Genomic DNA, 17,839 nt, shown 5'->3' on the forward strand with positions numbered 1-17,839 from the left:
CCGGCCCCCCATGAACGCGGCACACGGGGTCTACGCCGTCGCGCCGCCGTCCACCACGAGGTCGGCGCCCACCGTGAACGCGGCGGCGGGGGAGGCCAGGTGGAGGACGGCGGCGGCGATCTCGTCGACCGCGCCCGCGCGCCCGGCCGGGACCTGGGTCCGCAGCCGGGCCGCCTTCTCCTGCGCGCTCTCGCCCGGCCGGGTCGACATGGGGGTGTCCACCGGACCGGGACTGACGGCGTTGATCCGTACGCCGTCGCCGATGTGGTCGAGCGCGGCGGTCCTGGTGAGCGCGCTGACGGCGGCCTTCGCCGCGGTGTACGCGCCGAGGCCGGCGGCCCGGCGGTGCGCGCCGATGTTGGAGGCGATGTTGACGATCGCGCCGCCGCCGTGCGCCCGCATCCAGCCGATCTCGTACTTCATCGACAGCCACAGGCCGGTGAGGTTGCCGTCCAGGCTCCGGTGCCAGTCGGCCTCGGAGATGTCGGCGACGGGCGCGGGCGGGACGAGGACCCCGACATTGTTCACGGCGACGTCCAGGCCGCCGAAGCGCCCGGCCACCGCCCCGACCAGCCGCTCGACGTCCGCGGCGACGGTGATGTCCGCGGTGATCGCGACGGCTTCGCCGCCCGCCGCTTCGATCAGGGCGACCGTCTCCTTGAGGGTCCGCTCGGTGCGTCCGGCGACGGCGACCGCGGCGCCCTCGCGGGCGAAGGCGAGCGCGACGGCCCGGCCGATGCCGCTGCCGCCGCCGGTGACGAGGGCGGTGCGGCCGGTGAAGGTGTCGGACATGACGGCTCTCCCGATGTCGTAAGGGCACACGGAATACAAGAACGCTCGGTCGTGAATCGGGGCGGGGAAGTGGGGCGGATCAGTCGAGCAGGGCGAGTGCCTGCGTCGCCGCGTCCCGCGGCCGCTCCGGGTCGCCGCCCGCCTTGCCGACCACCCGCATGCCCTGGAGCAACACCAGCAGCATCCGGGCCAGGGCCCGCGGATCGCGCCCGGCCGGCAACTCGCCCTGTGCGCGCGCCCGCAGCAGTGCGGAGGTCAGCGCCGTCTCCAGTAGGTCCCAGCTCGCCTCGACGCGGCGGGCCGCGTCCCGGTCGTGCGGCGCCAGCTCCACCGCGGTGTTGGTGACGAAGCAGCCCCGTCGCCGCTCGTCCCGCGCCGACTCCTCGGCGAAGCGGGACACCACCGCCCGTACGGCGGGCAGCGCGGGTCCCGGCTGCGACAGTTCCTCCAGCAGCGTCCGGTCGCAGGTCTCGCCGTAGTGGCGCAATGCCCGCATATACAGCTCGTGTTTGCTGCCGAAGGTGGCGTAGATGCTGGCCCGCGCGATGCCCAGTCCGTCGACGAGGTCGGCCATCGACGTGGCCTCGTACCCGCGCCGCCAGAACAGCTCAAGTGCCGTCCGCAGTGCGGTGTCCGGGTCGAATTCCTTGCTCCTCGCCATACGGCCGACCCTAATCGTAATCAGAACGATCGGTCGAGAAAAGAAGGAATCGTCAACCATCGGTTGACGATTGACCACCGTCAACCTAAGGTTGACGCATGACTCGGCATCCCGTACGACTCGACGACCTGATCGACTACGTCAAGCAGCAGCACCCGGGCAGCGACCCGCTCCAGAACCTCCAGCACGCGGTGACCGTCGCGGACCACGTCGGCGAGGTCGCCGACCACCTCATCGGTCACTTCGTGGACCAGGCCCGCAGGGCGGGAGCCTCCTGGACCGACATCGGCCAGCACATGGGGGTGAGCAAGCAGGCCGCACAGAAGCGCTTCGTCCCCAAGGCGTCGGAGGACCTGGACTTCCTCGACGTCGAAGCGGGCTTCAACCGCTTCACCCCCAAGGCCCGCAAGGCCGTCGCCGACGCGCAGGAGGAGGCGCGCACCGCAGGACATGACGCCGTCGCGCCCGAACACCTCGTGCTCGGGCTGCTCGACCAGCCCACCGCGCTGGCCGGCATGGCGCTGGAGAGCCTCGGCGTCGACGCGGCGGCCGTCCGTGCCGCCGTCGCCACCGAGGGCGCGCGGACCGAACCGCTCAAGGGCGGCATCCCGGTGGCACCCGCCACCAAGAAGACCCTGCAACTCGTCCTGCGCGAGGCCCTGCGCCTCGGCCACAACTACATCGGCACCGAACACATTCTGCTCGGCGTCCTCAGCGACGACCAGGAACCCGCGGCGCGGGCCCTCGCCTCCCTCGGCGTCACGCACGAGGCGACCGAGGCATGGGTCGTCGCGACGCTCGCCGAGTACGGCAAGTGAGAATTGCTCGTACGGCGGGAAGTGAGCGATCCGTGCCGGGAGTTCAGGCGTCCTTGCGCAGCGCCAGCAGCCGGTAGACCGGATCGGGGCGCGGCACCTGCTGGCCGGGCAGCAGCGCCAGACGTCGTATCAGGCCGTCGGCCTGGTCGTCGTCGAGCGCCAGCGCCGACGCGTAGTAGCCGCGCTCCACGTCCCCCGCGGTCCGTTCGGGGGACCTGCCCTGACCGTGGCCGGTGAACCGGGCCTCGCCCGACCTGCGCAGCCCGTGCTCCGCCGCCACCGTGAGGACCCGCGCCGCCCCGTCGTACGCCCTGCGCACCCGGTACGGCGCGAGCAGTTCGTCCACGTCGCTGCCCATGTCGTGGCTCGCGTCCTTGTCGACGGTGGTCACGAACGCCCCGCCGGGCCGCAGCACCCGCGCGCACTCCGCGACCACGGCGGGCGCGTCCGGCAGCAGATGCAGCAGCCACACCGCGCTCACCGCGTCCAGCGACGCGTCGGCGAACGGCAGCCGCCGGCAGGTGCCCAGCACCACCGAGGGGCCAAGACGCTCCGCGGCCACCCGGGCCATGCCCTGCGAGGCGTCGACGCCGAACACCCGCAGCCCCGGCCGGTCGAGGAGTTCGGTGACCAGGCCCGTGCCGCAGCCGATGTCCAGCAGGGTGCCCGCGTGTCCGGGCACCAGGGCGAGGATGGCCCGGGCCGCGGACCTGGCCCGCGGCACGCCCCCGCGCGTCGCGTCGTAGCGCGCCGCCTCCACGTCGTAGTCCAGCATGTGGGAAATGCTAGAGGCGCCGGGTGAACGCGAGTTCACCCGGCACCTTGCGCGGGGGTTACGTCGTGAGGCCCGTGTTACGCCTGACCGAAGGTGTCCGGATCGGGGCCCAGACGGGTGCCGTTGTCCAGATTCGCCAGCTCCGCCAGATCGGCGTCGGTCAGCTCGAAGCCGAAGACGTCGAGATTCTCCCGGATCCGGGACGGCGTCACGGACTTCGGGATCACCACATTGCCGAGCCGGAGGTGCCAGCGGAGCACCACCTGGGCCGGCGTACGGCCGTGCCGGGCGGCGACCGCGCCGATCACCGGGCTGTCCAGCAGACCCTTGCCCTGGCCGAGCGGCGACCACGCCTCGGTGGCGATGCCGTGCTCGGCGTGCAGGGCGCGCAGTTCGGCCTGCGGGAAGTTCGGGTGCAGCTCGATCTGGTTGACCGCCGGCACGACGCTGCCCTCGGCGAGGACCCGACGCAGGTGCGCGGGCTGGAAGTTGGACACACCGATGGCCCGGGCCCGCCCGTCGGCGGCGATCTTCTCCAGCGCGCGCCACGTTTCCGTATACGCGTCGAGCGACGGCTGCGGCCAGTGGATCAGGTAGAGGTCGACGTAGTCGAGGCCGAGCCGGTCGAGCGACGCCTCGACGGCGGCGGGCGCCAGGTCCGCGCCGTGGTCGGAATTCCACAGCTTGGTGGTGACGAACAGCTCCTCGCGCGGCAGCCCGGAGGCGGCCAGCGCGCGGCCGGTGCCCTTCTCGTTGCCGTAGATCGCCGCGGTGTCGATGCTGCGGTATCCGGCGTCCAGCGCGGTCGCGACGGCCTGCTCCGCCTCGTCGTCCGGCACCTGCCAGACGCCGAAACCGAGCTGCGGCATCTCGATGCCGTTGTTGAGGGTGACCGTGGGGACGGCCGGGGATGTGGGGGCCTTGCTCACGAGCGGGAGATCCTTACGCGTAGACGGTGTCCGTGTCCGGCACACGGCCGGACCCGCGCGTACAACCAGATGATCGATCGGCGCATTCCCCGGGCCCGGCCGCGACGGCAGCCGATAGCCTCGCGGCATGGCGGACGGGGACGGCACGGCAGGCGCGGACGACACGGTGACGCGAGCCGGTACGGCCGGGGGCGCGGCGAGCGGCACCGGGCAGGACCGGCGCGGCCCGGGCCCCGGCCGGGACCTCGGCGGGCGGCCGTTCCCCGACGTCGCGGTGGCGGCCGAAGGGCCCGACGGGCAGCGCGAGGCGCTCGCGCGGCTGCGGGAGTGGGCCGAGCAGGAGGCGCAGGACGCCATCGACTGGTACCAGCGCGACAAGCGGCGCAAGCGCCTCGCGTCCCGGCTGCTCCAGGCACTGGCCATCGCGCTGGCTGTGGCCGGTACGGCGGTGCCGCTGGCCACTGTGGCGAGCGGCGGTTCGGGACAGGGCTGGGGCTATGTGCTGCTCGCCGTCGCCGCCGGCTGCAAGGGCTTCGACCACTTCTTCGGCCTGTCGGCAGGCTGGATGCGGGACATCACCGTCGCCCACGCACTGCGCGGCGAGCTGAACGCCGTACGGCTCGAATGGGCCGTCGACGTGCTGCGCGCCGGACCCGGCGGGGCCGCCGCCCGTACCTCGGGACCCGTCGAACCGGCCGAGGTGGAACGGCAGTTGGCGCTGATCACCCGGCTCGTGACCGCCGTACGCGGCCAGGTCGAGTCCGAGACCGTCGACTGGCGGACGGACCTGAGCGCACGGCTGCGGCAGCTCCAGGAGACCGACGGGGGCCCGTCCGGCACCGCGCCGCCGGCTCAGCCCCGGTAGAGCGCCTCGATCTCGTTCGCGTACACCTTCTCGATCGCCCGCCGCTTCAGCTTCAGCGACGGCGTCAGCGTCCCGCGCTCCTCGGAGAACTGCGACGCGAGGATGCGGAAGGTCCGGATCGACTCGGCCTGCGACACCAGGGTGTTCGCGGCGACCACCGCCCGCCGCACCTCGGTCTCCAGATCGTGGTCGTGCACCAATTCGGCGGGCGACAGCAGCGGCTTGCCGCGCATCCGCAGCCAGTGCGCGACGGCCTCCGGGTCGAAGGTGACCAGCGCCGCCACGTACGGCCGGTTGTTGCCGACCGCGACGCACTGCGCGACCAGCGGATGCGCGCGCACCCGCTCCTCCAGCGCCGCCGGCGACACGCTCTTGCCGCCGCTGGTCACCAGGATCTCCTTCTTGCGCCCGGTGATCGTCAGATAGCCGTCGTCGTCGAGCGCGCCCAGGTCTCCGGTGGCGAGCCAGCCGTCGCGCAGCACTTCCTCGGTGGCCTTGCCGTTGTTGAGATAGCCCTGGAAGACCTGGCCGCCGCTCAGCCAGATCTCGCCGTCCTCGGCGATCGCCACCGTGGTGCCCGGCACCGGCTGGCCGACCGTGCCGAAGCGGGTCTGCTCCGGCGGATTGGCGGTCGCGGCGGCCGTCGTCTCGGTGAGCCCGTAGCCCTCGTAGATCGTGACGCCCGCACCCGCGAAGAACAGCCCGAGCCGGCGCTCCATCGCCGAGCCGCCCGAGATGCCGTGCCGCACCCGGCCGCCGAGCGCGTCACGGACCTTGCTGTAGACGAGCTTGTCGTAGAGCTGGTGCTGCATCCGCAGCGCGGTGCTCGGGCCCGGCCCGGTCTCGAAGGCGCGCGCCTCCATGGCCTCGGCATACCGCACCGCGACATCGACCGCCTTGTCGAACGGGCCGAGCCTGCCGCCCTCCTCGGCCTTGCGCCGCGCCGCCTGGTACACCTTCTCGAAGACGTACGGCACGGCCAGTACGAAGGTCGGCCGGAAGGCCGCGAGGCTGGGAATCAGATCGGCGGCCGTCATGCTCGGCTGGTGGCCGAGCCGGATCCGGTGCCGTACCGCCGCCACCTCCACCATCCGGCCGAAGACATGGGCCAGCGGCAGGAAGAGCAGCGTCGAGGGCTCCTCGCCGGGCTTGCTGCGGAAGACCGGTTCCCAGCGGGCCACCACATTCTCGGTCTCCGCCATGAAGTTGGCGTGCGTCAGGACGCAGCCCTTGGGCCGGCCCGTGGTGCCCGAGGTGTAGATGACGGTGGCGATCGCGTCCGGTGTGACGGCCAGGCGGTGCCGCTCCACGACGTCGTCGCCGATCTGCCGCCCCGCTTCCGACAGTTCGGCCACGCAGTCCGAGTCCAGCTGCCACAGCCGGTTCAGCGCGGGCAGTTCGTCGACGGCCGCGCCGATCGTCATGGCGTGGTCCTCGTGCTCCACGATCGCCGCGACCGCGCCCGAGTCGTGCAGCATCCACCGCACCTGCTCCGAAGAGGAGGTCGGATACACCGGTACGGACTGGGCGCCGATCGCCCACAGCGCGAAGTCGAACAGCGTCCACTCGTAGCGGGTGCGGGACATGATCGCGACCCGGTCGCCGAAGCGGACGCCCTCCGCCAGCAGCCCCTTGGCCACCGCGAGCACCTGGTCGCGGAATTCGGTGGTCGTCACGTCGTGCCAGACGCCGTCGCCCTCTTTCGGGTCGAAGCGGCCGAGCACCACCTTGTCGGGGGCCTGCTGCGCGTTGCCGAACACGGCATCCGCCAGACCCCCGGCCTGTGGTGCCGTGGCCATGGCGGGGACGCTGAACTCACGCAACGGGTGTTCTCCTCGGACCGCACGGTGCGGGGCCCGTAAGCTACCCGATCCACAGGTTCGGCGGGAGGGCCGTCGCACAGCCGGTTTATCGGACATCTGTGCTGGTGGCGAGCGTTTTGCCGGGTCGCACAAGGGAGCCGTGCAGCCCGGCGCCGGAGGGTCCTTCCGGCGCCGTACTTTTATCTCCACCAAATCTGCGCCGACCGGTCACTGGCGCTCCACTGTCCCAGGCGTCCCGTGCGCCACGGAACTCCAGGTCGGCGGCGGTCCACCGCTCTCTTGCGCGGCTCAGTGGTCCGGATCCATGGCGCGGCTCTACGGCACGGATCCATGGCGCGGCCCGTCGGCCCGGATCCATGGCGCGGTTCTACGGCACGGGCCCAGCCGCCGGCCGGTGCAGGCGGTCGCCGCCCGCCAGGATCGCGGCGGCCAGCGCGTCGGCCGCCTCCTGCGCCCGGGACCGGCCCCGACCGTGCAGCAGGACGAAGTCCACCCCGCCGAGATCCGGCAGTCCCGCGCGGGCGGGCAGCCGCACCAGACCGGCCGGCACCAGACCCTGTGCGTGCGCCATCACCCCGAGCCCCGCGCGGGCCGCCGCGACCAGACCGCTGAGCGAGGCACTGGTACACGCCACGCGCCACGGCCGCGCGTGCCGCTCCAGCACCTCCAGCGCGCGGGCCCGGGTGATGCCGGGCGGCGGGAAGGCGATCAGCGGCACCGGCCGCTCCGGGTCGAGACGCAGCCGCTCGCTGCCGATCCACACCAGCTTGTCCCGCCACACCAGCTGTCCCGGACCGTCCGGCCCGTAGCGTTTGGCCAGACACAGGTCGAGCAGGCCCGCGCCGAGCCGCTGGTGCAGCGTGCCGGACAGTTCGACGGACAGTTCCAGGTCGACCTCGGGGTGCTCGCGTCGGAAACCCTCCAGGATCTCCGGCAGCCGGGTGAGCACGAAATCCTCCGAGACCCCGAACCGCAGCCGGCCGCGCAGCCGGGTGCCGGTGAAGAAGCCGGTCGCCCGCTCGTTCGCCTCCAGGATCGTGCGCGCGAAGCCGAGCATCGCCTCGCCGTCCTCGGTCAGCTCCACCCCGTGCGTGTCGCGGACGAAGAGCCGGCAGCCCGCCGCCTCCTCCAGACGCCGTACGTGCTGGCTCACCGTGGACTGCCGCAGCCCCAGCCGGTGGGCGGCCTGCGTGAAGCTCAGCGTCTGCGCCACCGCGAGGAAGGTGCGCAACTGCGCCGGATCGAACATGCCCGCCACGATAGCCGGTGTTATCGCGATACGTGATGGCAGTGACCACGGCCAGCGGACTTCCCGATGCCCCAGGTCACGGCGATGCTGGAGCGGTGCCGCAGAAAACCGTCCCCCTCGCCGTACCGCGCCCGAAGCGGCTGCCCGTCGACCCGTACATCGCGCTGCTGCTGTCCACCGTGCTGGTCGCCGCATTGCTGCCCGCCAAGGGTTCCGCGGCGACGGCGGCGCAGTGGGCCACCAATGGAGCCGTCGCCCTGCTCTTCTTCCTCTACGGCGCACGGCTGTCCACCCGCGAGGCGCTCACCGGCCTGCGGCACTGGCGGCTGCACCTGACCGTGCTCGCCGCGACCTTCGCCGTCTTCCCGCTGCTGGGCCTCGCCGCCCGCGGCCTGGTGCCGTACGTCCTGGCGCCGCAGCTCTACCCGGGCTTCCTCTTCCTGTGCCTGCTGCCGTCCACGATCCAGTCGTCGATCGCCTTCACCTCGATCGCCCGCGGCAATGTTGCCGCCGCCATCTGCGCCGGGTCCTTCTCCAGCCTCGCCGGGATCGTCCTCACCCCGCTGCTCGCCGCCGCCTTCATCGGCGGCGGCTCCGGCATCAGCGCGCACGCCCTGCTGGACATCGCCCTGCAACTACTGGCGCCCTTCGTCGCGGGCCAGCTGCTGCGCGGCCGGATCAGCGGCTTCCTCACCCGGCACCGCACCGTGCTCGGCCGCGTCGACCGCGGCTCGATCCTGCTGGTCGTCTACACCGCGTTCAGCGCCGGCATGGCCGAGGGCATCTGGCACAAGGTCCCGGTGCCGCGGCTCGCCGAGCTCCTCCTCGCCGAGGCCCTGCTGCTCGCCCTGATGCTCGGCCTCACCTCGTACGGCGCCCGCCGGCTCGGTTTCGGCCGCGCCGACCGGATCACCATCGTCTTCGCCGGGTCCAAGAAGAGCCTGGCCTCGGGACTGCCCATGGCCACCGTCCTGTTCGGCTCGGGCGCCGGCCTCGCCGTGCTGCCGCTGATGCTCTTCCACCAGATGCAGCTCATGGTCTGCGCGGTGATCGCCAAGCGCTGGGCGCGGACGGCGGAGCCGGGTCCGGCACCGGGCGAGGAAGGCGTGGCACCGGGCGGGGAAGGCGCGGCACCGGGTGCGGAAGGAGCGGCACCGGGTGCGGAAGGCGCCGCACCGGGCGGGGAAGGAGCGGCACCGGGCGGGGAAGGCGCGGCGCTGGTCAGAGCCGCAGCAGCGCCACCAGCAGCACCGCCGCCGACCACGACGTGAACAGGGCGTAGGCGAACAGTTCCCTGCCGCGGTCGCCGTGCCGGAGCTGCCGCAGCAGCACCCAGCCGAAGAACACCGTCTCGGCGCCCGCGCCCGCCACCCCGTACGCGGGGGACCACAGCCCGACGATCAGCGCCGCCGTGGTCAGGGTGTGCAGGACGCCGACGGCCGGCATCACCCAGCCGCGCCGGCCCTCCAGCAGCCCCAGCCTGGTCAGACCGTCGAGCCGCTCGACCCCGGGCTTGAAACGGGTCAGCGCCGCCAGCGCCGACGGCACCACTTCCAGCAGCAGCGCGATGGTCAGGACGGCATTGAGCGCGAACACGTGCATCCCCCCGGTGATCCCTCGCGGACGAGCGAAGGATCAGTGTGCCTGCCGCGCCGCCAGAGCGATACGGTCCTCGCCCGCGTACACGTTCATCGCGTTGCCGCGCAGGAAGCCGACCAGCGTGAGGCCGGTCTCGACGGCCAGGTCGACGGCCAGCGAGGACGGCGCGGAGACGGCGGCGAGCACGGGGATTCCCGCCATGACCGCCTTCTGGGCCAGTTCGAAGGAGGCGCGGCCGGAGACCATGAGGATGTTCCCGGCCAGCGGCAGCCGCCCGTCGCGCAGGGCACGGCCGACGAGCTTGTCCACGGCATTGTGCCGCCCGACGTCCTCGCGGGCGTCCAGCAGCTCCCCGTCCGCGTCGAACAGCGCGGCGGCGTGCAGACCGCCGGTGCGGTCGAAGACGGCCTGGGCGCCGCGCAGCCGGTCCGGCAGCGACGACAGCAGCTCGGGGGTGAGCGTGGGGGAGCGGTGGTCCGTGATCGGCAGCCGGGTGGCCGTGCGCACGGCGTCCAGGCTGGCCTTGCCGCACAGGCCGCAGGAGGACGTGGTGTAGACGTTCCGCTCCAGCGTGATGTCAGGCACCGGCACCCCGGGTGCCAGCCGGACGTCCACGACGTTGTACGTATTGACGCCCTCGTCGGTGGCGCCCGCGCAGTAGACGACGGAGGCGACCTCGTCGGCGGCGGCCAGCACGCCCTCGCTGACCAGGAAACCGGTCGCCAGCGCGAAGTCGTCGCCGGGCGTACGCATGGTGATCGCCAACGGCCTGCCGTTCAGCCGGATCTCCAGCGGCTCCTCGGCCACCAGCGTGTCCGCCCGGTGCCCGACCACGCCGTCCCTGATCCGCAGTATCCGCCGTCGCTCGGTGACCCGTCCCATCCCTCAAGGGTGGCATAGGTAGGGTGATCGGGAACTCGCCGCTGAGTACACACCGCGGACCTACCAGAATGGCAGACCGAGATGAGCGACCAGCCGACCGCCGAGCACTCTCTGGTGAGCGACGAGGAAGCACTGGAGAGACTGCGTGCCCTGCGGGGCAGCATCGACAATCTGGACGCGGCGCTCGTGCACCTGCTCGCCGAACGCTTCAAGTGCACCCAGCAGGTCGGTGAGCTGAAGGCCGCCCACCACCTGCCCCCCGCCGACCCCGCCCGCGAAGCCGACCAGATCGCCCGGCTCCGCCGTCTCGCGGAGGACGCCAAACTCGATCCGGCCTTCGCCGAGAAGTTCCTCAACTTCATCATCGACGAGGTCGTACGGCACCACCGCGCGATCGCCGCCCGGCCCAAGCGGGTCTGAACCCCCGCCCCCGGGTCCACCCTGAGTCACCACTCCTGACCGTGCGTCAAATGACCGGCGCCCGCACCCCGAAACCCGGTGGTGGGGCGCCGCGTTGAACCTGGCACAGCACACGCACACGTCTGGAGCCAGAACATGAAGCTCACGGTCTTCGCCGCAACCGGGGGGATCGGTCGGCTCCTCGTCGACCAGGCACTCGACGCGGGACACGACGTCACAGCCGTCGTCCGTAATCCGGCCCGGCTCACCCGGGACGTCCACGCCGTCACCGCCGACCTGACCGCACCCGACCCCGAGGCGCTGCGCGGCGCGGTCGAGGGCGCCGACGGCGTCCTGTCCGCCTTCGGCCCCACATCCCGCGCCCAGGCCGGCATCACCTCGGAGGGCACCCGCGCCATCGTCGAGGCGATGCAGGCCACCGGCGCCCGCCGGATCGTCGTCGTCAGCGCCGCCCCGGTGTCCACCACACCGTCCCCCGGCCGCCCGAACCCGCCCAAGCACGACCCCGGCGAGGGCCCGCTGATGCGCTACGTCGGCGCCCCCATGGGCAAGCTCTTCCTCGGCAAGCACTTCGCCGACCTCGCCCTCATGGAGGACATCCTCCGCGAGAGCGGCCTCGACTGGACCTCCGTCCGCCCACCCCGCCTGACCGACAAGCCGCTGTCCACCACCTACCGCACCGCCGTCGACCGGAATCTGCGGAACGGCGCCCTCGCCTCCCGCGCCGACGTCGCCCACTTCATGCTCCGCTGCCTCGACGACCCCGGCACCGTCAAACAGGCCATCGGCATCGCGAGCTGACCCCGGCCCCCACGGCCCCGCATTTTCCGGCCCTCCGCCGCCTCCGCCGCCCGCCCGGGCGGCGCCGGACCACCCGCCGGATTCGCAGGTGAGAAGCACTCCGAATCCTTGGTATCGTTGTTCCCGTCGCCACGACCTCACGGTCGCGGTGGCACACCCGGTCCGGGTGGCGGAATGGCAGACGCGCTAGCTTGAGGTGCTAGTGCCCTTTATCGGGCGTGGGGGTTCAAGTCCCCCCTCGGACACAATCAGGGGACGTTCGCGAGATCGTCTCGAAGCGTCGTGGAGATACCGGCGAGTCATGTGACTCGCCGGTATCTCGTCTGTTCTGGGGCCTCGAACCTCGTGACCGGTCCGATGAGGTAGCGAGGCATCGGCGGTCCAGATGCTTCTCTCATCACCTGCGGAAACCCCACAGGCCTGCGCGACGGCTGGTAGCCGTGACGTGGGCCTGTCGGACGTTCAGGGCCGGAGCGTGGTTCGTGATCGTGCTTGAGGTTCATCGCCAACGTGGAAGTGCGTGCACGCCGTCCGATGTCTTCGCTTCGGACGGCGGCTTGCCATCACTCGGGAGGGTGGGAGCGCCTCCAGCGTCTTGGTGACTGAATCCGTAGATGACTCACCACCTGCGCGGATAGCCTGGCAATGTTTGGATGATCGAGTAAAGACGAGGTGGGGCGAGCGTGGCTGCGGGGAACGGGCGAGGGCCGGTCCGGCCAACAGCGTTGGAGCTGCATCAGATTCGCGAGGGTCTCATGCGCGGGTACCGAGGGTTGATCGATGAAAGCGATTTGCAGCGAAACTCCGATGCGGAGCGTGACCGTGCCTTTCTGTCCCGTGCTGTAGCCGCGACCGCCATCCGCAAGGTCACGGGTTGGGGCACCGAGGTCTGCGCGAAGGCGGTAATCGACGGCGGTCGGGACAACGGCATCGACGCGGTCGCTGTGACCGACGGCGCGCAGGTCTGGCTCGTTCAGGCCAAATGGAAGGATACAGGCACCGCTGGCTTCCATACCGATGCGGCGCGTTCTCTCATCGACGGTCTGCGCCTTCTGGAACAACGTAAGTTCGATCAGTTCAACAGCAAGTTGCACTCCTTGACGGCCAAACTCGACTCGGCATTCGCCGATACTCGGTTGAAGATCACTTTGGTGATTGCGGTGGTCGGGAACGACCCTCTGCACGCCGACACCACCGCTATCCTGGACCGCGCGGCCGAAGATCATTATGGTCTCGGTCCGATGCTCGACTACCGGCTCATGGGTGCTGGTGAGCTGCTGCAGCAGCTGAAAAACGATCTTGAGCCGGAGCCGGTCGGCATCAAGGTTCGTATGCCGCAGTGGATCAAGCGTGACATGCCGTTTCTCGCCTACCAGGGTTCGGTTGCTGCCTCCGATGTTGCGAACTGGTACGAGGAGCACGGGGCCAGGCTCTTCGAGGAGAACATTCGTCAGTCGCTCGGGCTCACGCGCATCAACTCCGGCATCCAGACCACGCTGGCTGAGGAACCGGACAATTTCTGGTACTTCAACAACGGCATCACCATCCTCTGTGACGAGATCGAACCTACCTGGCCGGGACGGCGACGCCCGGATGAGCCGGTAGAACTCGGCATCAAGAATGCCAGTGTCGTCAACGGCGCGCAGACCGTGAGTGAGATCCACAAGGCAATGACACTGACCCCGGACACCGTCGAAAATGCGGACGTGACGGTCAGGGTCTTCTCGCTGGGCAGAGAGAGGCAGCGGTACGCGGCTCGGATCACGGAGACGACGAACACCCAGAACGACGTCTCCCAACGCGACTTTGTGGCACTCGATGACACGCAGGCCGTCATCCGCGAGGACTTCGACCTCTCACTGCAGAAAATGTATGTGTACAAGCGGGGAGAGGCCGATCCAGCACCGGAGTCCGGCTGCTCCGTCGTCCACGCGGCAATCGCGCTTGCCTGCGCTCACCGGACGCCCGAACTCACAGTGCGGGCCAAGCGGGATACGGATCTGCTATGGGAGCGTGGTCGCAGCGGGGCCTACGCGCGGCTTTTCGGCGAGGCTCCAAGCGCCTTCCGGATCTGGCGCAACGTGCTGATTCACCGTGCGGTGGGGGATGCCCTCGACGCCCGGCGTAAGCAGGTCAGCGGTCGGGCAGAAGAGGCTACACGTCGCGGAGACCTGCTTATTTCACATCTGGTGTTCCAGCTCCTTGACATCGAGGACATCGACGAACCCGCGTTCGACATCTCTCGTGTGCTTGCGTTTGTGCCAACCCTCACCGAATCCGTTCTCGACTGGTTGATCCACCACGTCGACGGGACGTACGGCTCCACTTCCTTCTTGACGAGCACGTTCACCAATGAGACCCGTTGTCGCGAGCTTGCTCGACTGGTGCTGCCCGATGTCCGAAGCGGTAAGAGCGTACCGGACATGCCGGCGAACTATCAGGCACCTGCGCAGCGACCACGGAAAAGGCGGCGCCCTAACACGGTGCCGACGTTGGTGAACGCCGGTATTTTGGCCGACAACACTCCGCTGACGTACGTGCCGGGCAACGGCCCAGAAGAGCGTGCATTGCATGCTTGGCTGGCGGCAGACTCCCGGAGGGCGCAGGCCACATGGCAAAACGATCGGGGCAAGCCGCTGCTATGGGCTTACGACCGGCAGGCATACAGCGCCAACAAGCTGGTCCTGAAGATGTGGGAACTTGCTGGTTGGGAGGAGACGCCGGTCTCGGTCCAAGGGCCCGCGCGCTGGACCGCCGACGGCAAGTTGAATCTGTACGACCTGGCGACCGAGTGGCTCGGCAGCCAAAACGACGACGACTGAACGGGCACGTGATCAAGGGGTCTGGTTCTCGAATGGACCAAGCCTTTCCCCGTGTTGGTGCGACTAAGTTGGCGAAGGGGTGGTTCCTTTGGGGAGTTGGCAGAGCGCGGAGGCGCGGGCATAGATGTCGTAGGCCGGTCCGATCGCGTTTTTCGGGGCTGGCCCCGGAGATTCGTGAGCCTGGGTGCCGGGAATCAGCCCCGGCTGGGCCGGATGGGGCTTTGATTCGGAGCTGCGTGGCGGTGGATCGGGCCGGCTCCCCAGGCGAGTATCGGATCGGCGGCGCATGCTGAGGCCGCTCGTCCTTGAAGCCGGCCGTCGGCGAAGCGGTCGCGCTCGGCGCCAAATACGTGTCGAATTCGTAAGGCACCACCTACGCCTCCGGCAACGGCTAGGACCCCTCGGAGACGACCACCCTCGACGCCCACTACAACCACACCGGCGTCGCCATCCTCGCCTCCTCCGGCGATGACGGCTACGGCTTGGCCTACCCCGCCGCCTCGCAGTAGGTCACCTCCGTCGGCGGCACTTCGCTGACCCGCGACCCGGGCAGCAGCCGCGGCTGGTCCCCGAGGCGGCCCGGGGCGGGCGCGGGGTCCGGCTGCTCCCGCTGCGAGTCCAAGCTCGGCTTCCAGCAGGACACCGGCTGCCCCAACCGTGCGGTCGCCGACGTCTCGGCCGTCTCCGCCCCCAACACCGGAGTCACCGTCTACCAGACATACGGCACTGGCGGGTGGTCGGTGCACGGCGGTACGAGCGCGGCCTCGCCGATCATCGCGGGCGTGTACGCGGACGCCGCCACACCCGTGGCCGGCACGTACCCCAACCCCTATCCGTACGCGGCGCGCACGGCCTCAACGACGTCGCCACCGGCAGCAACAGCTCGTGCGACAACGGCTATCTGTGCACCGCGGGCACCGGCTACGACGGCCCGACCGGCCTCGGCACGCCCAACGGCCTCCAGGCGTTCAGGACCGGCCCGCACGGCCAGGTCTCCGGCACCGTCACCGATCGCGCCAGCGCCAGACCGATCACCGGAGCCGTCGTCCGCGACGGGTCCGACATCGCACGCACCGACGCCAAGGGCTACTACACCCTGGCGCTCCCGGTCGGCGGCCACGACCTCACCATCACCGCCTTTGGCTACGCGACGACCACGGCCACGAACGTCACCGTCGCCGACGGCGCCACCCTCACCAGGAGCTTCGCGCTGGGCCAGGTGCCCAGCGCGGCCGTCTCCGGCAGGGTCACCGACGGATCGGGCCACGGCCGGCCGCTGTACGCGAAAGTCACCGTCGACGGCGACCCGAACGCCGTTCGGACCGACCCCGCGACCGGCCGCTACCGGCTGAGGCTGCCGAGGAACAGCGACTTCACCCTGCACTTCACCGCCGCCTCGCCCGGCTACGGCGAGGTCACCGAGCCCGTCCACGTTGGCCGTTCCGCGCTCACCGTCAATGCCGCGGCCCCCGCCAACCCCTGGCTCGTCACTACACCCGGCTACGCCCTCTATCTGGCCGGACCGACCACGCCCTTCGACGACACCACGACTGCTCCCGAGGGCTGGAGTGTCGTCAACGCCCCCGACACCGACGGGGTTGACAGTTCGACCACCCAGGCGAGCGTGGCAACACCACCGGCGGCAGCGGCGGCTTCGCCATCGCGGACAGCAACCGCTGGGGAATCAGCAGCAACGTCGACACCTCCCTGCTCAGCCCCGCATTCGACTTCACCGCGGACACCCGCCCCGAGATCGCCCTCGACACCATGTGGACGATCAACCCGACCTACGAATCCTTCGGCATCGACGCCTCCGACGACGGCAGCAGCACCTGGACGAGCGTCCGGACCCCGGACCTCAGCGGCGCCGAGTACATCGCCCTCGATACCCACCGCGACTTCCCCGTCGGCGCCTACGCGGGCAAACCGCACGCCCGCTTCCGCTTCCACTACGTCGCCCGCGGCGGCTGGTACTGGGGCATCGACAATGTCTTCATCGGCCAGCGCGATTTCCTGCCCACACCGGGCGGTCTGGCCGTCGGCACCGTGTCCGACCGCAACACCGGCCAGGGCGCGGTCGACGCGACCGTGACCGACAAGCAGGACCCGGCTGAGCGGGCCAGGACCACGGCCACCCCGGAGGACCCGGCCGTGGCCGACGGCTACTACTCGCTGTTCGTCCCCGGACCCGGTACGCACGTCCTGACCGCGACCAGGCCGGGCTACACGGCCGCGCCGCAGCCGGTGCGCATCCGCGCCGACCGTACCGCCACGGCCGTCTACCGGCTCAAGGCCGGACAGTTGGAGCTGTCGCCCGGATCGGTCGAGGCCCGGGTCGGACCCGGCCAGCACACGACCAGGGCGATCGCCGTCACCAACATCGGCAGGGCGAACGCCGATCTCCTCATCGGCGAGGAAGGCGTGGATTCCGCGGGCATCGACCGGGGAGCGCCCCTGCAACGCATCTCCGGCACCTACCCGATTGGCCATCTCACCGGAAAGTCGGCCGGCATGGCTCCGTCGCCCGGCACGACCGCGCAGACCGCCTTACCGTAGGCCGCGCCCGTCGACGACGCCTGGCACAACGCCCCGCCCATGGCGAGCGCGCTCATGGACAGTGTCGCCGACGCCCACGGCGGCCGGATCTACACCGGCTTCAGCGACGCCGGACTACTCTCCTTCGACCCCGAGGCGACAAGCAACGAACTCGCCTCCTTCAACCCGGACACCGGCACGCGGAAGGCGCCCGCGCTGGCCACCGACCGGCGCCAGGCACCCGGCCACGGCATCATCGACGGCAAGCTGTACGTGGCGGGCGGCTGGGCACCCGACGGCACTCTCGGCACCAGGACCGAGATCCAGGACATCGCCGCCGACTCGTGGACCACGGGCGCGGACCTGCCCGCGGCCTACGCCGGCGCCGGCAGTGCCGTACTCGCCGGCAAGCTGTATCTGGTCGGCGGCTGCGCGGACGCCTGCGGCACCGTCGACGTCTCCGGCTACGACCCGGCCGCCGACATCTGGAGCGCAGCGGCCCCGTACCCGGAACCCAGCTCCTGGACTTTCTGCGCGGGCCTCGACGGACGGCTCTACCGCGCGGGCTGTGCCACCAACGCGGGCGGCGCCTTCTAGTACGCGTACGTCCACGACCCAGCCGCCGGCAGCGGCGGCACCTGGACCCGGCTGCCGGACCTGCCGATCCCGCGGTGGGGGCTCCTTCTACGCCGCGGCCAACGGCCGGTGGTCGTCATCGCGGGCGGTGTGACCGGCTACAGCGTCCTGACCAACCAGAGCTACGCCTACGATGTCCACGCCGGCGGCTGGCTGACCCTGCCGAACGCGAACACCGCCGTGTACCGGGGCGCCGGCGCGTGGCTTCTGCAATCTCGGCGGCTCCACCGGC

General features: G+C 70.7%; 18 protein-coding genes, 1 tRNA gene and 1 pseudogene. 10 read left to right on the plus strand and 10 right to left on the minus strand.

Going from position 1 to position 17,839, the window contains the following annotated elements:
• Positions 1-30 precede the first annotated feature (30 nt).
• Positions 31-792 (minus strand): SDR family NAD(P)-dependent oxidoreductase, encoded by a 762-nt coding sequence (locus BM076_RS01080; protein ID WP_093711377.1) that lies wholly within the window; start codon positions 790-792, stop codon positions 31-33.
• A gap of 79 nt (positions 793-871) precedes the next feature.
• Positions 872-1,453 carry a TetR/AcrR family transcriptional regulator gene (locus BM076_RS01085; RefSeq protein WP_093711378.1) on the minus strand — a complete coding sequence of 194 codons (582 nt, stop codon included), beginning with the start codon at positions 1,451-1,453 and terminating at the stop codon, positions 872-874.
• A 98-nt stretch (positions 1,454-1,551) separates the two neighbouring features.
• On the opposite strand from BM076_RS01085, the gene BM076_RS01090 reads away from it, so the two are divergent.
• Positions 1,552-2,271 carry a Clp protease N-terminal domain-containing protein gene (locus BM076_RS01090; RefSeq protein ID WP_093711379.1) on the plus strand — a complete coding sequence of 240 codons (720 nt, stop codon included), beginning with the start codon at positions 1,552-1,554 and terminating at the stop codon, positions 2,269-2,271.
• A gap of 43 nt (positions 2,272-2,314) precedes the next feature.
• Here BM076_RS01090 and BM076_RS01095 read toward each other — a convergent pair whose 3' ends face one another.
• Together BM076_RS01095 and BM076_RS01100 are read right to left on the minus strand one after the other, a co-directional pair.
• Positions 2,315-3,046, minus strand: coding sequence for a class I SAM-dependent methyltransferase (locus BM076_RS01095; RefSeq protein WP_093711380.1), 732 nt, complete (start codon positions 3,044-3,046; stop codon positions 2,315-2,317).
• 77 nt (positions 3,047-3,123) lie between these two features.
• Positions 3,124-3,915 (minus strand): aldo/keto reductase, encoded by a 792-nt coding sequence (locus BM076_RS01100; protein ID WP_093711713.1) that lies wholly within the window; start codon positions 3,913-3,915, stop codon positions 3,124-3,126.
• A gap of 187 nt (positions 3,916-4,102) precedes the next feature.
• Here BM076_RS01100 and BM076_RS01105 point away from each other — a divergent pair, with 187 nt between their 5' ends.
• Positions 4,103-4,840, plus strand: coding sequence for an SLATT domain-containing protein (locus BM076_RS01105; protein ID WP_093711381.1), 738 nt, complete (start codon positions 4,103-4,105; stop codon positions 4,838-4,840).
• Here the strand turns inward: BM076_RS01105 and BM076_RS01110 are convergent.
• Positions 4,828-6,663: an AMP-dependent synthetase/ligase gene (locus BM076_RS01110; RefSeq protein WP_093711382.1), complete on the minus strand. Its 1,836-nt coding sequence runs from the start codon at positions 6,661-6,663 to the stop codon at positions 4,828-4,830. The genes BM076_RS01105 and BM076_RS01110 overlap by 13 nt on opposite strands.
• 367 nt (positions 6,664-7,030) lie before the next feature.
• Complete coding sequence (locus BM076_RS01115) at positions 7,031-7,912, minus strand: LysR substrate-binding domain-containing protein (protein WP_093711383.1); 882 nt, start codon at positions 7,910-7,912, stop codon at positions 7,031-7,033.
• A 35-nt stretch (positions 7,913-7,947) separates the two neighbouring features.
• Here BM076_RS01115 and BM076_RS01120 point away from each other — a divergent pair, with 35 nt between their 5' ends.
• Entirely contained in the window at positions 7,948-9,183 is a 1,236-nt protein-coding gene (locus BM076_RS01120; protein ID WP_093711384.1) for a bile acid:sodium symporter family protein, read from the plus strand.
• On the opposite strand, the gene BM076_RS01125 is transcribed toward BM076_RS01120, so the two are convergent.
• Together BM076_RS01125 and fdhD are read right to left on the minus strand one after the other, a co-directional pair.
• Complete coding sequence (locus BM076_RS01125; RefSeq protein WP_093711385.1) at positions 9,134-9,514, minus strand: hypothetical protein; 381 nt, start codon at positions 9,512-9,514, stop codon at positions 9,134-9,136. The genes BM076_RS01120 and BM076_RS01125 overlap by 50 nt on opposite strands.
• Positions 9,515-9,547: 33 nt before the next feature.
• Entirely contained in the window at positions 9,548-10,393 is an 846-nt protein-coding gene (fdhD, locus tag BM076_RS01130; RefSeq protein WP_093711386.1) for a formate dehydrogenase accessory sulfurtransferase FdhD, read from the minus strand.
• Between the two features lie 81 nt (positions 10,394-10,474).
• Between fdhD and BM076_RS01135 the strand changes: the two genes are divergently transcribed.
• The 4 genes from BM076_RS01135 (at position 10,475) to BM076_RS01150 (ending at position 14,436) form a co-directional block, all read left to right on the plus strand.
• Entirely contained in the window at positions 10,475-10,813 is a 339-nt protein-coding gene (locus BM076_RS01135) for a chorismate mutase (protein WP_093711387.1), read from the plus strand.
• A 135-nt stretch (positions 10,814-10,948) separates the two neighbouring features.
• Complete coding sequence (locus BM076_RS01140) at positions 10,949-11,614, plus strand: NAD(P)-dependent oxidoreductase (protein ID WP_093711388.1); 666 nt, start codon at positions 10,949-10,951, stop codon at positions 11,612-11,614.
• A gap of 160 nt (positions 11,615-11,774) precedes the next feature.
• A tRNA-Leu gene (locus tag BM076_RS01145) sits at positions 11,775-11,859 on the plus strand.
• 528 nt (positions 11,860-12,387) lie between these two features.
• On the plus strand, positions 12,388-14,436 hold the full coding sequence (locus tag BM076_RS01150; protein WP_245795629.1) for an AIPR family protein: 2,049 nt from the start codon (positions 12,388-12,390) through the stop codon (positions 14,434-14,436).
• A 487-nt stretch (positions 14,437-14,923) separates the two neighbouring features.
• On the opposite strand, the gene BM076_RS37885 is transcribed toward BM076_RS01150, so the two are convergent.
• On the minus strand, positions 14,924-15,058 hold the full coding sequence (locus tag BM076_RS37885) for a hypothetical protein (protein ID WP_265737068.1): 135 nt from the start codon (positions 15,056-15,058) through the stop codon (positions 14,924-14,926).
• A gap of 111 nt (positions 15,059-15,169) precedes the next feature.
• On the opposite strand from BM076_RS37885, the pseudogene BM076_RS38260 reads away from it, so the two are divergent.
• Positions 15,170-15,589, plus strand: a pseudogene (locus BM076_RS38260) (carboxypeptidase regulatory-like domain-containing protein); the annotation flags it as partial.
• On the opposite strand, the gene BM076_RS37165 reads toward BM076_RS38260, so the two are convergent.
• A complete protein-coding gene (locus BM076_RS37165; protein ID WP_245795630.1) occupies positions 15,580-15,729 on the minus strand; it encodes a hypothetical protein in 150 nt (49 codons plus the stop codon). The pseudogene BM076_RS38260 and the gene BM076_RS37165 sit on opposite strands and share 10 nt — an antisense overlap.
• A gap of 474 nt (positions 15,730-16,203) precedes the next feature.
• Between BM076_RS37165 and BM076_RS37170 the strand changes: the two genes are divergently transcribed.
• Entirely contained in the window at positions 16,204-16,992 is a 789-nt protein-coding gene (locus BM076_RS37170; protein ID WP_245795631.1) for a peptidase associated/transthyretin-like domain-containing protein, read from the plus strand.
• A 39-nt stretch (positions 16,993-17,031) separates the two neighbouring features.
• Complete coding sequence (locus tag BM076_RS01170; RefSeq protein WP_093711392.1) at positions 17,032-17,568, plus strand: Kelch repeat-containing protein; 537 nt, start codon at positions 17,032-17,034, stop codon at positions 17,566-17,568.
• Positions 17,569-17,839: the final 271 nt, after the last annotated feature.

The sequence above is a fragment of the Actinacidiphila alni genome (genome assembly GCF_900112845.1).
Taxonomy (GTDB): Bacteria; Actinomycetota; Actinomycetes; order Streptomycetales; family Streptomycetaceae; genus Actinacidiphila; species Actinacidiphila alni.